The organism is Pseudomonadota bacterium (genome assembly GCA_026388275.1).
GTDB lineage: Bacteria > Desulfobacterota > Syntrophorhabdia > Syntrophorhabdales > Syntrophorhabdaceae > JAPLKB01.
This window is the reverse complement of sequence record JAPLKB010000058.1, coordinates 191,918-205,097: the sequence shown is the minus strand read 5'-3', so window position 1 is coordinate 205,097 and position 13,180 is coordinate 191,918. Positions and strand designations below refer to the sequence as shown.

The following is a 13,180-nucleotide window of genomic DNA, read 5'->3' as shown; positions in this document are numbered from 1 at the left end:
GTTATGGAACAAATCCCTTTCTGGTTAGAGGATTACAATGAATATCATCCCCATAAGGGATTGAAAATGAAATCACCGAGAGAGCACAGGAGAGCATTAGATAAGTTAGAAGAGTGTCCGGTTTAATAGGGGCAACTCCAGCCGTCTTCTATGATGACAAAGGAGAGATTGTCGTTAAGGTTCGAATAAAAAAACCGATAGATCAATGGTTGGAAGATATGAGAGGGAATTGATTATTGGGTTAACAGCTGAAGTTCATGCTGCATGGTTTCTGCCTGAAGCCAAATCTTTCTTCCCGAAAGTTATGCTTCGCGGTTTTTGCCTGAGGTACTGCTTTCTTACCGAAATGTGCACTGCGTGGCTTTTGGCTGTGGTACTGCTGCTTTCCTGTTATCAAGTTTTTACTGACTTGCCTCGATGTGCAAAGTTTCAAGTGGTAATAATTATTATCTGAGAGTGGACGGGCCATTGAATTCTAATACAATAAATGTCATCTCAATAACAGAATAGAATAAATATGCGTTGTCGGAAGAGGCGCGCAGGGAGGAAGGACGAGGAATTGCCTATTTATTGGACTCTCCTTCTGCCCCCTTGCTAATCCTTTAACTTATGATAATTTATTTCGGTTGTTTCAGCAGAATTTTAAGCTCCCCAAAATCATCTTCATATTTCTTTATCTGATCCATCAGGACTTGAGCAACCGCCTTACCATGCTGAGGACTCATCACAATACGCGCCTTAAACTCAACAGGAAGGTTCTTTTTCCCATTCTCCCCCTCAGTCATTTTCGAAAAATTAGCCTCACCTACTTCGATGGTCATATCCCACTGAGACATGACCACACGAATTTGATTACAGTAAATAGTGGGTATTGCATCCTTTTTCTCAACATCAATTGTAGTTATTTCGGATAATTGGTTAAGTTCCATAACATTCCTCCTTTTTGTTAGTTAGGTTCATAGCGGCGAAGCGGCAACATAACCGCACTCGGTTGACTGTGACACAGTAAGATAGCGTTCCATGAATTGCTGTGGTTTAATTCCAGAATCATAATAAGTGAGTTTACTTTCCTCGGTGATCCGCGCTTCCAACATTGCGCTTCCAATCAAATGGTTTGAAGGATTTTCTAATTTTCTCTCGCCTATGTTAGGCGTCGTCGATATGTTAGAGCAAATAGAATGATTTTTTATGGCTCCGGTACTATTTTGTTGAATCGCCCAGAAATCGCGTGGTTTCCCGTATTTTTCCCAACAAATTCGAAAAATGTCCGAATTAATAGGACCTTTTTTGTTCTCCGGATCTCCATCTTCATAAGCTACGATCGACGCCTTCATGCCAAGTGACCTAGTATATCTAATAATATTGCCAAGAGTGATATTTCCGGGATGATTAAATACCTGTGAGACGCGTCCCTTCGTTATATTTAGTCTCTCGGCCAGTTCATTTTGTGAAATCTTTAGGACTTCCATCTTTTCTTCTAACTGAGCAATAAGATCTGCTCCAATTCGAAAAACATAGTCTTCAATGCTCCGTTCCGTCCAATGAGTCTTCATGGCCTCTCCTTAAAATAATCGCTTATAGCCCGCTCAACAGGGGGCTTTCTGCTTATCTCATCTACCCTCTGTAAATTAGTTGGATCTGTCTTCCATTCTTTCTTGTATACATGGCTAACCAATATACAAGCTTGGTATCTCCGATTTGAAGCCTTTGGATTACATAAGAATCCATAAAACCGATGTGCCTTCTTCTTCTCTTCACATTTGAAAACAAAGCAATGAGTGTACTTGCCTCCAAACTCGGATTGGCTCCATCCATGGTACCACTTTTTATTTGGTTTTCTGCATTCCAGCCAATAATCAAATCTTGTTCTCAATGTTCTTTCTGCGTTCTCGCCCAGACCATCAAAGTTGGCCTTGGCTGTAATCCATTCATCCTCTGACACAAGAAATGCAATGTCTCGCATTGAATGATCTTCCGCTGTAGCTAACTCCAGTTTGTACGTATATGAAAATATCTGCGCACACACTTTATAGTTTAGTTAAACATAAACAATATGTCAAGCATATTTTTTTTACGCTCGTTGAAGACACTAGTGGTCTTGTTTTTTGCGCCCATGGTGTTCTTTATAATTGCAACATTTTTTTCCGTAATTCATGATCAAAACCAAAAGACCATATACTTGCTTCGTAGGTGCAAAGAAAAATTATCTAGTTAAGGTTAGAAGGCGCACATTTCAATCCGCATTCTTTGCCTCTGGGAAACCACGCAGTTGCTTCTTTGTACGTGCAGTTATTACATACAAGTTGGTGCAAACTCACTGAGCTGGGTACAGGTTTTTTTTTCACCACAGTAATGTTCCCCGCGCATGCAGTGCCCACAAACTTGTCGCGATAGCTTTATTTGTATTCATTTTTTCAATGCTCTTAACGAGATATTTCTGGTTTCGCAGAAGGATGCCCCTAATTGGCTCCCATTCCCGAACAAACGCACGCGTGAAAACAATGATTGGTTGAATCCATGGATCAAGGCCGGTTATCTCTTTAACGCGCTGTTTGAGCCATATAGTGTTACGGAGTGTCTGAGTAATGAAGTCCTTCTCCGGTATTTTCCCATCAATGAGCAGCGTTCCATTGCTAACTGTTACTTCTCCATAGTGGGACTTTGTTTCAATGATAAATAAACCGTATTCTCGACTCAGCACAATATGGTCGATATCGCCATATCCCGTGCCCACGTCATGAAACAGGGCATACTCTCCCTTAAGTTCATGAAGAACATTATCAATCGTTTCTTCAGCCCTGGCCCCGCGTTCCGCTTTTCTTTCCTTTCTGCGATATAACCTTTCCTTGGTATCAACATTATTCATGATGATCTTCATGATCACAACAATTACGATCAGACCCCCAGCACCGGCACTCGCAATAGCGGGAAGAAAAATCACACACACTAATACGCCGAGAATTCCTGCAAGCACAACATGTACTCTCTTTTTATATATGAGATCTTTTATCTTTCGAGCCGACTGTCCTGGTTTATTCCCTTGGTATGTCATTTTTCTTTCACCCTAAAGTCCACTTTTCAGAAGAATTTAAAGAGGGATGGGCATATCCTGTGATGTTCTTGGGAAATTCAACAATTCTTCCGTTATTCATCCGTTTATCCCCGTGTAGTAATATTCTGCTATCACACATAGACAATGTCAATTATATTTGTAGGACATAGTTTTTGACTTCTGCGCTTTATATACTTAATTACAAACGGCATTTATTGATCCGGCAAGAATTATTTATGCTTGCAAAATATTTGCAGAAGCTGGAAAATAAATAAGAAGGGTGAAGTTTCATACCGGAGAGGTAACTTTGTTAAAAGGTTGTGAACAGCAAAGAAGTGAGGATATGTTCAACATAATCGTTGAGAATTAAGGAGGTGGATTATGAAAAGGGGAATAATGTGTTTTGTGTTAGCACTATGCATTGCGTTATTCAGCTTTAGCATCAGTGCCTCCGAAGAGCTAACGCTGACATTTCAGCCAGTAGGCTCATCCGATCAAATTCCGGCGACGCTCATCAAACCTGTTGGCAAAGGTCCATTTCCTGCCGTAGTCATGATGCATGACTGTACTGGAACCGGACGTAATTCGAGCGGCGCCCCTTCACGCTGGGCAGAAGAACTCGTTTCACAAGGTTACGTTGTACTGATTCCTGATAGTTTCACACCAAGAGGCTTCCCGGATGGGGTTTGTACTGAACCGCGCAACAAATCGGCTGCTGTCAGCGGATATATTCGTGCGCGTGATGCTTACGGCGCCCTTGTCGTCCTTCGCCAGCTGCCCTATGTCGATGGTAAACGTGTCGGAATTATGGGTGGATCACATGGGGGCTGGACTACACTTGCAGCAATGGCCGCGTCTGTGAATGAAGGGGACCCGCTGGCAGATGCCAAACGTAATGGATTTGTAGCTGCAGTTTCTCTTTATCCGAACTGTGGAATGCGTTTCGGAGAATGGTCAACCGTCCGGCAAAATAAAGACTTTGGTCCAGTCGTGAGTCATTCCGGTGTATATAAGCCTATTGGACCGGTTCTCATCCTCGTAGGCGAAAATGATGACTGGAATCCGGCTGAAGAATGCCGTCAGTTGGTCGAAGTGAGCCGCAAAGAAGGCTTTCCGATGAGTATTATAATTTATCCCGGTGCATTCCATTCCTTTGACAGTGATAGCCGTGTCAAGTATAGCCCTTATCGTTCGTCCATTAGTTCACAAACCGGGAAAGGTGCTACCACTGGCGGCGATCCCACTGCGTGGTCAGATGCAAAGAAACAGGTTGCTTCATTTTTCGCCCAACATTTAAAACAATAGCGGTTATAGTTTGTAGTGGTGTGGACATGGGGATTGCCGGTGATCTATGAGGAAGGTTAAAACATCCGATGAACTCCGTCCTGAGTATAAACGGGAAGACCTTGGCGTGGGAGTCCGCGGCAAGTATTCTGAAGAGTACTGCAAAGGCACCAATCTCATACTCTTGAGCCCTGATGTGGCAAAAGTATTCCCTACCGAACAAAGCCGTCAATGAGGCTCTCATGTCTCTGATTAGCTTAGCCGAGAAATCAACGGGCCGAACAAGCCGTTCCACCGGATCGCCCAAAAAACGGGCTTCCCGGTGAACTCACCGGAATAGTGGGATTGTCAACAGTTGAATGATAAATTGATAAGAAGGTTTAGTAAAGATAAGCCCTTACAAGTCATAATAAGGGGGAGGTAACAGGAAGTATGGGAAATGAAGAAATCCTTCTTCATTTCCGCCTGATTCACATAAACGTGTATGTGAATCAGGCTTGGGTGGTCAGCGGCATGGCAGGGATGTTTCAGATTCGGATGGGCTGAGAGACTTGCAGGCCGTAATCGTACTGAATGTACGATGCAGGATCGCAAGTCGAAGCAGAGCGCCGAAGATGAATATCCCAATCATGCCGCTGACCGACCAGGAGAAAAGAACTAATAAATACTCAAGAAACAAAACAATATGATGATAACTTTATACAAAACCCTTCATTAGAAGAGGAGGACAAGAATGAAAAAGAAAACCAACAAAGATAATTCTATTGCATGGCTCAAGCAGGGAACAGAATATCAGGGAATTGGCGATCTGGAAGGTGCAATTGATGCATATACTAAGGCGATACGGTTTGACTCTGCTCAGGCAGGCCTCTACGTCCTGAGGGCCTACGTTTACGTAAATACAGGTCGCAACGAACAGGCAATGAGAGACGTTAACAAAGCTATCATGCTGGACCCGAAAATGCCGGAGCCATATTTTATTCGCGCAACTCTAAAAGCAGATGATAAGAAATATGATGAGGCCATTTCAGACCTTAGCAAAGCCCTGAAGCTTGACCCGGGATATGCAGAAGTCTACTGTGTGAGGGCAGCGATATATGAACTGAAAGGGGAAGGAACGCTTGCCATGATGGATTATCAGATGGCTGCCAAGCTGGGGAATAAGAAGACACAGGAGTTTCTAAAAAGTGAAGGAATCGGGTGGTCGACAGGCGGCACTGAGAGCGGTTCTGCAAGCAAGAACTGAACGTATGATGTTTTGCTGCATTCTGTCAGTTTGGCGGTTAGTAAGCCCCCGGCAGAGCCAGGGGCTTACTAACTTAGTTATTGTGAATGCATGGCACACCTATATTGTAAATTGCCTAGTGGGGGGGGTGGGGGTTTCGGCAAATTGAATGGTGTACCATGCATGGGGTAGGAATGGATTTGAAAACGTTTCAACAAATGCAGAGTTTCTTCTCATCGTTCTAACCTGTTTTGGTTTTGATTCAACAGCAAATTATTTAACACAGGTATAAGTTCATCATATAATTCCCGTTTTGCAACATATGCGCTTGCACCTGCTTTTTCCGCAGCTTCCCGGTATGCGCCATTCTCGTGAATAGTCAGCATTACCACATCAGTAAAAGGTCTTATCGCCTTTATATCGGATGTGGCATCAATCCCGCTAATATCCGGAAGGTTTACATCCATAATTACAAGGCGCGGTGACACATTTCTGCAAAAACTAATGGCTTCCATGGCGTTTGAAGCCAAAACAAATTCGAATTGAGAAAATTCTTCCTCAAGCCATTCTTTAATCATCCTGCTCATATTCAAATGGTCTTCAACAATTAGAATTGTCATTTCACATGGCTCCATAATAATTATCATTTAATATAAAAATAATTTATTTTTCTGTCTGTAAGGAAAGTTTGATAAATATGATAGGGAGTATATGATAAATTATTTTGAAATTTACCGTCTTTATTCCAACGGGATTAAACCATGTTTCAAAGCAATTTTGATGAGCCCTGTAATATCGCTGACATTTAGTTTCTGCATTAAACGGCTTCTGTATGTTTCAACTGTTTTAGGAGAAAGAAAAATAATATTTGCAATCTCCACACTTGATTTACCCTCCGCAACGAGCTGCATAATTTCCTTTTCTCTCGAGCTTAGTCTTGACAAGGGATTGCCAAGATCATCATCTCTATATTTCAACATGTAATTGTCTATGAGATCATCAGATATTTTCAGGCTCAGGTACCGGCTGCCGCCATATACAGTCCGTACAGCTTGAATTATTTCCTTGCCTGCTGATTCCTTCAGAAGATAACCGCGGGCACCTGCCTTCAAGGCACGTAAAATATGTTCAGAAGCAGCGTGCATTGAAAGTATGATAACCCTGGCTGACGGGTACGCCTCCAATATCCGATAAGTTGCATCAATGCCGTTGAGTTCCGGCATGGAAATATCCATTATTATAACATCCGGATGGAGTTTTGTTGTCTGCTTCACGGCATCACGTCCGTCTGCAGCATCACCGATTACTTTAATATCCTCCTGAGATTCAAGAAGGAGTTTAAGACCTTCACGCAACACAGCATGATCATCAGCTAAAAAAACAGTGATGCTCATAATGCCGCCTCCACAGTCACCTTTGTACCTTTTCCTGGGCTGCTTTCAATATGGCAGCTCCCTCCTACAGACATAGCGCGCTCCATTATATTTGTAAGACCCCATTTATCAAGCCTTTTAGTATCGGTTATATTATCAGTTTTGAAGCCTATACCATCATCTTTAATGGTCAGCTTTACATGGTCTGCATGTTTTGTCAAAGAAACGATTATTTTATTTGCCCGGGCATGTTTTGCCACATTATTAAGCGCCTCTTGAACAATACGAAACAATGCCCCTTCTATGTACATGTTTAACTTAGGAAATGCTTCATCGCATTCAAGCACAACATCTATGTTTGTCCTCAAGGAGAATTGCTCTCCAAAAGATCGTATCGCAGCAAATAAACCATAATCATCAAGAACGGGCGGTCTCAGTTGGGATATAACGCTACGGATATTTTCCGTTGTTTCCTCAACCATTGCAAGGGCATCATCGATACGCAAGCTGACAGCATCGGACAAATCCTGGGGGAGCTTGGATTTAAGAATATTCAGGCTTATTCCGAGAGCAGTGAGATTCTGGCCGACAGTATCATGTAATTCTCTTGATATACGACGTCTCTCAACATCCTCAGTTTCCACGAGTTTTTTACTGACCTCAATTAGTTGTTCGTTAGTTGATTTTAATTCATTTGTCCTTTCTTCGACAAGATTTTTAAGTTCCTCCTGATGATGTTTCAGCGCTGTTTCACTTATTTGAAAATTTCTCAAAAGTAAACGGTATGGCTTCTCAAGACCAATCTCTATCACAGCCCTGTACATAAAATAGAAAGAAACGACCTTTAAAAGATGGCCTGCAATGTTTGAAAGGCCATAAACATCCATATAAAAGGTAAAGCACAGTTCAGAGGCTATGGTAAGGAATATTGAACAGATAATAAGAGAAAATACGTTGTCATCGAATTTGTCACTGTGTCTATAAAGGATAAAGATTGAGGATGCAAGGATTGCCGAGATAACATACTCGCTGATGATCTTAAACCTGGTCAGCCCCTCATCCTCAATAAAACAATCAGGGAATATCCTGAAATAAAATATAGATGACAGTACACAAATAGTTATAAAAAAATAAACGGTAAATACTATACGCGGTTTCAACCTCTTCTGGAAAAATAACGGCGCAATAAAAAGAGAGATGCTCTCCATGAATCTGCCTGCTATCCACAATTGGGATGCAAGATCCGTATCAAATTCTTTGAATATGTTCATACCCTTGTATGCAAGGATATGAAAGAAGTCAATCCATCCTACAAAAAAATAGGCAATCCCGATAAAAACAATAAAGTTATTGGGTATAAGCCAGCGTGAATTCCAGGCAACCATAAATACACCGAAGGCGATGATGATGGAAAATATTTCCGCCATGCTGTGAAAGAGAACATAGCTGTATAGTTTGGCGAGATACAGCCCTGCAAATATCAGCAGCCAGAACAACGCCGCAAATATCTTATTAAAATCTAACCCTGTTGTAATTGGCGAACGAAGGCTATTCATACCCCCCTGTACCTTTCAGCTTTCATTATCCGTATATAAAATTATATGTATGAAATAATCTACAATAAATTTTTAATGCTATCAATCATTTAATTTTACCTGAATGTGTATTGTATAAAAAGACCATTTTTTTGCATTTTAGTCTTTCTATTGACTAATTCCAATTCTAAATCAAGGATGCAATGACTTACCCCGCTTCAGCTTGCGGGGCAATCAAGGCGGCAAGGGAACACCCGCAAGCGGGTACCCGGACGTAGGCGTACGGTAATAGTACGTCGGAGGAGCAGATGACGAAGCCAACGATTATAGCGCCTTGATTTATAATTGGAATAAATTAAAATCATCGGGAAAAGTGCTGCTTTGACATCACTTCGCATTTTTTTTAGCGATTCATGTCAATGTTATGCTTTAATCAAATCTATCATTGTTTTTAAATTTCTTATTTGATTATCGTTAAATGTTTGGTCCCGGTAGAATAGTTTTTCAAACTCTGCTACAAACATCAGAGAGTGCCTTCTTATTTTATCATCCTGAATTTCTAAAACAAACTCCTCAAGACCCTGCGATTTCTTTTTCTTATATCCCTGTCTTTCCATTTTGTTTAAAAATGCTGAAAGCAGCTTTTTCTCGCCGGTCTCTCTCCTGATGACTTTTGTTGCAATAAAGCTCGCCATTAAAACTGCCGCTGTTATAAAAAAGAGGACAATCCCGTATTTAACTGTATTTTTCATATTCAATGCCAGCGCTATTGAGGGTTTTTTAAAAGTTGTTTTCAATGAATTCAATATATTTAATTGTTTTTGAAAGTCATAGTTTATAACAAAGGCAAGCCAGTAATAATTTATTGTATCCATGAGCAGGTTCAGCCTGAACAATAAATTGCCCCTCAAGGGGAATGAAAACAATTCCATTCCTGCCGGTGTGGGGTCTATCCGCACCCAACCTTTATTTTTTACATATGCTTCTACCCACACATGAGCATTTTTTTGCGGCACCAGATAATACCCCCCCATGTCATTATAATATCCGCCTTTGTACCCGCCAATCAGCCTGGATGGGATACCGGCAATCCTCAACATAACCGCATAGGCTGACGCAAAATATTCACAATTGCCGTGCTTGATGTCAAAGAGGAAATCTTCAAGCGGTGTTTTGGAAAGCGGTAGATTTTCAAGAGAGTATTTGTATGATCCATTGTTTAAAAATTCATATATTTTTTTTATATCTTCTTCCTTCTCGCTGCCTGGAGCTAAACTACGAACCAAATCCGTTATCTTTAAAGATATATCTTCAGGCACCTGAAGATATATCTTTTCATCAATTATATCATCGCTGATTGTATCGGAAATAATAGAAACCGCATCGTATCGTGTTCTTTTTTCTATAAACCCTAATGAAGTATATGTAAAATCAGTATTTTTTTTCGCATTTTTCAAGGATATAGAAACAGGCTTGTCCAAGGCAAAAAGATATATATTTTCATAAGGTTCAAGATAGACGGTCTGGCTAATCGTTTTACCTTTTATATTGACTGGTTTTGCCGTGGACACTAAATGCTTACGCAAACTCTTCCATGAAATACCGTTAAAATTGTCCATCACAACTCCGCGCCAGTATAATGAATTGTCATCAATTTTTTCCATGTTTATTCTCAGTATTACGCTTGAATCCTCCTGGATGCTTGAAACAGCACCGAGTTTAACATTGTCAGTAAAACCTGTCTTTGCCTTATCTGCCCTATTAAGAAAATTAAAAATCGGATAATCTGTGCGTGGCAATATCACAAACATAACGACAGTGAGCGGAATGGCAAGCAGGGGTATGTACATGGATCTCAGAACTATCTTCATTACCATCTGTCTCGACAGTTCCAAATTGGGGTCCTGAGAGTAATATGTAAGTAAAACAACTGAAATAGTTAAGAGAATTACAAGTATAAAAAGATATGCAACAAAAACTATATCAAGCGAAAGCAGTCCGAGACCTGCAAGTAAAAAAAGTGTGATTGCATATATCTGCATGTAATCCCTGAATTTTTTATCTTCAAGGAGCTTTATTGAAAGAAGTATCAGGAGCGCCTCAATTATCTGCACAACAAGATCGCTGACATTAAACCTGTAGAAAGACAAGATGATTACTGCTATTGAAAAGATATTCAATATCAATCTGGGAAAATAGAATCTCCTGTTATACTCAAAATACAACGATAGTAAGAATAATGCTGAAAAAGTAGCAGAAAAAAAGATATTGACATGATTAAAAATAGCAATAAAACCGATAATACTTGTCAGGTATGTAATTGCCTTTACAATGGTCTCAATATTAATCTTTTGATCTCTGTTCCTAAACCATCCAATATCCATTAGTCACCATTTGCAGACTTATAGAGCGCCAGTTCTCTTAACATGTTAATTCTATGTATTTGTGAAACCCCTGGTTCGTACAACCTGTTGTTTATCTTCAACCCGATAGGCATATTTTTTTTCAGGACCTGAAGAAGAGAGAAAGAAATACAGGAGAGTTTCTCTTCCATGTCTTTTATCAACACTTTGTCAAAATTTATTATAATAGGCTGATAGGCAAGGGTTGAAAGCTCCTTTGTCTTAAGTTTCCCGGTTTTAGCGGTTGCCTTCCAATTGATGTACTTCAACGGATCGCCATAAACATATTCCCGTATGGAAACAATATCCGATTCATACCCTATTCTGTCAGTAATACTTTCGCCCTTCATTCTTCTTCCTTTTTCGTAAATACTCAGCAGGTCACATTTTTTTAGTTCAGGGAATACGATAAAACGAAATGTATTTTTAAGGGACTTGTACCTTGTAAAAAAATTAAAAGGGAATACAGAGCTGATATAAATGTTGCTGATCTCATATTCACCCCTTTTTCCAAAATTAACATCAACATATCTTATTAATTCACCCTTTACGTCCAGGAAGGGGAAGAAAATGGAATAATCTTGTACCTGCACCCTTAAAAGAAAAACGGGCAGCAGCCTTTTTTTATTTCTTAACGTAATTTTCAATGGAAATTTTACATTTGCATATATTTCCAAAGGAAATTCAACTTCTACGGTAATTTTAGATAAATTGTTTTTGCCGAAAAACCCTGAAATGCCCATAAAGCTTAAAAGAGCAGCAACAATAAGGTACATAAGGTTGTTGCCGGTATTTACTGCAGAGACACCAAGGAATATCGTCAGTAGAATATAGAGAAAACCTGCCTTGGTAATCTTTATTATGCCGGGGTAGGTATTTTTTCTATTAAGGATTTTATAATCTCCTTCTTATCAAGTGTTTCGTATTCTTCTTTGAATAATACCCTGTGCGGTATCGTATATTCCGACAATTCTTTAACATCCTCAGGTATTACAAAATCCCTTCCGTGAAAATATGCATTTGCCTTTGCAGTATTAATCAATGTTAAAGCGCCCCGCGTTGACAACCCTGAAGCAAGATAACCGTTTCCCCTTGTTGCGTCAATAACAGCAAGTGTGTAATCAAGTATTTTATCGGAAATATATGTGTTGTTTTCAATGCCTGCCTGGAGCTGCACCACTTCTTCTTTGTTCATCACCGGCACAATATTATAAATCTCCTCTCTCCTGCTCCCTACCTTCAATATCTCCTTCTCCGCATCGCGAGATGGGTACCCGATGCTGATTTTCATCGTAAACCTGTCAAGTTGCGATTCCGGCAATGGAAATGTCCCGAACTGCTCAACAGGATTCTGCGTTGCTATAACTGAAAACAATCTCGGCAGTTTGTAAGTTTTGCCTTCTATTGTAACCTGTTTTTCGCCCATTGCCTCTAAAAGCGCGCTCTGCGTTTTCGGGGTTGCTCTGTTGATTTCATCACATAACACAATATTGTTAAAAATCGGGCCGGGATGGAACTCAAATTCGCCGGTGCTTTTATTATAAATAGATAACCCTGTAATATCAGTTGGTAAAAGATCACTTGTGCATTGAATTCTGCCGAAAGTCAGACCCAGTGATTTGGCAATACCGATAGCAAGGGTTGTTTTTCCCAGTCCCGGCAAATCCTCTATCAGCAGATGTCCTCTTGAAAGAAAGGATATAAGTGATAACCGTAGCGGCTTATCTTTCCCATGCAAATAACTTGAAAGTGATTTGATAATATGTTTGATCCTGTTGTCATCTATCTCCATTTCGCACCGTCCTTTCGATCGATATTGTACCATATTTTTGTTCTCATATTTACCTTTAACTGAATGGCATGGAAAGACAGTTCATTATAAATAAAAAACTTGACAACCTCTATTTAACATACTACTATAAATACATAGTAACATACTACTATGATTATATATTTGAATACTATGCAAAAAGGAGATTTCAAATGGATCCAGTAAAGGGTCAAAAAAATATCGTCAAAACAACTTCAATGGATATTGAAGAGAGTGAAGACTTACGGTCATTGCCTCCTTTAACTGAACGGCAGACAGAGTGTCTTGTTTATATATACAATTACTTTATAGAACACAGGTATTATCCTACACAAAGAGAAATTGTGCAAAAAATGAACTTGAAGACAAACAGCGCTGCTACTTTTGTAGAACCCCTCCGCAAAAAAGGGTATCTGAAAAAAGAACCCGGTAAACGGAGGAATATCGATCTTACTCGTATGGCAATAGAGAAACTTAAATTCATAGGGATGGTCTAAAA

The 13,180-nt window shown here is 40.0% G+C and carries 13 protein-coding genes and 1 pseudogene; 4 read left to right on the top strand and 10 right to left on the bottom strand.

Annotated elements, in window-relative coordinates; all coding sequences use genetic code 11:
- Nucleotides 1-617: 617 nt before the first annotated feature.
- The 4 genes from NT010_14085 to NT010_14070 form a co-directional block, all read right to left on the bottom strand.
- Nucleotides 618-929, bottom strand: coding sequence for a DUF3467 domain-containing protein (locus NT010_14085; GenBank protein ID MCX5807165.1), 312 nt, complete (start codon nt 927-929; stop codon nt 618-620).
- A gap of 27 nt (nt 930-956) precedes the next feature.
- Nucleotides 957-1,553 carry an XRE family transcriptional regulator gene (locus tag NT010_14080; GenBank protein MCX5807164.1) on the bottom strand — a complete coding sequence of 199 codons (597 nt, stop codon included), beginning with the start codon at nt 1,551-1,553 and terminating at the stop codon, nt 957-959.
- Complete coding sequence (locus NT010_14075) at nt 1,550-1,963, bottom strand: hypothetical protein (protein ID MCX5807163.1); 414 nt, start codon at nt 1,961-1,963, stop codon at nt 1,550-1,552. The genes NT010_14080 and NT010_14075 overlap by 4 nt, the downstream gene beginning before the upstream one ends.
- A gap of 378 nt (nt 1,964-2,341) precedes the next feature.
- Nucleotides 2,342-3,052 carry a nuclease-related domain-containing protein gene (locus tag NT010_14070; GenBank protein MCX5807162.1) on the bottom strand — a complete coding sequence of 237 codons (711 nt, stop codon included), beginning with the start codon at nt 3,050-3,052 and terminating at the stop codon, nt 2,342-2,344.
- A gap of 381 nt (nt 3,053-3,433) precedes the next feature.
- Here NT010_14070 and NT010_14065 point away from each other — a divergent pair, with 381 nt between their 5' ends.
- The 3 genes and pseudogenes from NT010_14065 to NT010_14055 all read left to right on the top strand — a co-directional run bounded on the left by NT010_14065 (nt 3,434) and on the right by NT010_14055 (nt 5,582).
- Entirely contained in the window at nt 3,434-4,357 is a 924-nt protein-coding gene (locus NT010_14065; GenBank protein MCX5807161.1) for a dienelactone hydrolase family protein, read from the top strand.
- 46 nt (nt 4,358-4,403) lie between these two features.
- A pseudogene (locus NT010_14060) lies at nt 4,404-4,662 on the top strand (hypothetical protein).
- Between the two features lie 407 nt (nt 4,663-5,069).
- On the top strand, nt 5,070-5,582 hold the full coding sequence (locus NT010_14055; protein ID MCX5807160.1) for a tetratricopeptide repeat protein: 513 nt from the start codon (nt 5,070-5,072) through the stop codon (nt 5,580-5,582).
- Between the two features lie 212 nt (nt 5,583-5,794).
- Here the strand turns inward: NT010_14055 and NT010_14050 are convergent, their stop codons facing one another.
- The 6 genes from NT010_14050 to NT010_14025 all read right to left on the bottom strand — a co-directional run bounded on the left by NT010_14050 (nt 5,795) and on the right by NT010_14025 (nt 12,663).
- Nucleotides 5,795-6,181 carry a response regulator gene (locus NT010_14050; protein ID MCX5807159.1) on the bottom strand — a complete coding sequence of 129 codons (387 nt, stop codon included), beginning with the start codon at nt 6,179-6,181 and terminating at the stop codon, nt 5,795-5,797.
- 120 nt (nt 6,182-6,301) lie between these two features.
- Nucleotides 6,302-6,955: a response regulator transcription factor gene (locus NT010_14045; GenBank protein ID MCX5807158.1), complete on the bottom strand. Its 654-nt coding sequence runs from the start codon at nt 6,953-6,955 to the stop codon at nt 6,302-6,304.
- Nucleotides 6,952-8,490, bottom strand: coding sequence for a histidine kinase (locus NT010_14040; GenBank protein ID MCX5807157.1), 1,539 nt, complete (start codon nt 8,488-8,490; stop codon nt 6,952-6,954). Before NT010_14040 ends, NT010_14045 begins: the two co-directional genes overlap by 4 nt.
- 401 nt (nt 8,491-8,891) lie before the next feature.
- Nucleotides 8,892-10,853 (bottom strand): DUF3488 and transglutaminase-like domain-containing protein, encoded by a 1,962-nt coding sequence (locus tag NT010_14035; protein MCX5807156.1) that lies wholly within the window; start codon nt 10,851-10,853, stop codon nt 8,892-8,894.
- Nucleotides 10,853-11,647: a DUF58 domain-containing protein gene (locus NT010_14030; protein MCX5807155.1), complete on the bottom strand. Its 795-nt coding sequence runs from the start codon at nt 11,645-11,647 to the stop codon at nt 10,853-10,855. The genes NT010_14035 and NT010_14030 overlap by 1 nt, the downstream gene beginning before the upstream one ends.
- 83 nt (nt 11,648-11,730) lie before the next feature.
- The gene (locus NT010_14025; protein MCX5807154.1) at nt 11,731-12,663 is read right to left on the bottom strand and encodes a MoxR family ATPase; all 933 of its coding nucleotides are present in this window, start codon (nt 12,661-12,663) and stop codon (nt 11,731-11,733) included.
- A 191-nt stretch (nt 12,664-12,854) separates the two neighbouring features.
- On the opposite strand from NT010_14025, the gene NT010_14020 reads away from it, so the two are divergent.
- A complete protein-coding gene (locus tag NT010_14020; GenBank protein ID MCX5807153.1) occupies nt 12,855-13,178 on the top strand; it encodes a hypothetical protein in 324 nt (107 codons plus the stop codon).
- The last annotated feature ends 2 nt before the right edge of the window (nt 13,179-13,180 follow it).

Coding starts and splice junctions, on each gene's coding strand:
- NT010_14080 (MCX5807164.1), bottom strand. CDS start 1,553: ATGAAGACTCATTGGACGGAACGGAGCATTGAAGACTATGTTTTTCGA.
- NT010_14070 (MCX5807162.1), bottom strand. CDS start 3,052: ATGACATACCAAGGGAATAAACCAGGACAGTCGGCTCGAAAGATAAAA.
- NT010_14055 (MCX5807160.1), top strand. CDS start 5,070: ATGAAAAAGAAAACCAACAAAGATAATTCTATTGCATGGCTCAAGCAG.
- NT010_14020 (MCX5807153.1), top strand. CDS start 12,855: ATGGATCCAGTAAAGGGTCAAAAAAATATCGTCAAAACAACTTCAATG.
- NT010_14075 (MCX5807163.1), bottom strand. CDS start 1,963: ATGCGAGACATTGCATTTCTTGTGTCAGAGGATGAATGGATTACAGCC.
- NT010_14045 (MCX5807158.1), bottom strand. CDS start 6,955: ATGAGCATCACTGTTTTTTTAGCTGATGATCATGCTGTGTTGCGTGAA.
- NT010_14085 (MCX5807165.1), bottom strand. CDS start 929: ATGGAACTTAACCAATTATCCGAAATAACTACAATTGATGTTGAGAAA.
- NT010_14025 (MCX5807154.1), bottom strand. CDS start 12,663: ATGGAGATAGATGACAACAGGATCAAACATATTATCAAATCACTTTCA.
- NT010_14030 (MCX5807155.1), bottom strand. CDS start 11,647: ATGTACCTTATTGTTGCTGCTCTTTTAAGCTTTATGGGCATTTCAGGG.
- NT010_14035 (MCX5807156.1), bottom strand. CDS start 10,853: ATGGATATTGGATGGTTTAGGAACAGAGATCAAAAGATTAATATTGAG.
- NT010_14050 (MCX5807159.1), bottom strand. CDS start 6,181: ATGACAATTCTAATTGTTGAAGACCATTTGAATATGAGCAGGATGATT.
- NT010_14040 (MCX5807157.1), bottom strand. CDS start 8,490: ATGAATAGCCTTCGTTCGCCAATTACAACAGGGTTAGATTTTAATAAG.
- NT010_14065 (MCX5807161.1), top strand. CDS start 3,434: ATGAAAAGGGGAATAATGTGTTTTGTGTTAGCACTATGCATTGCGTTA.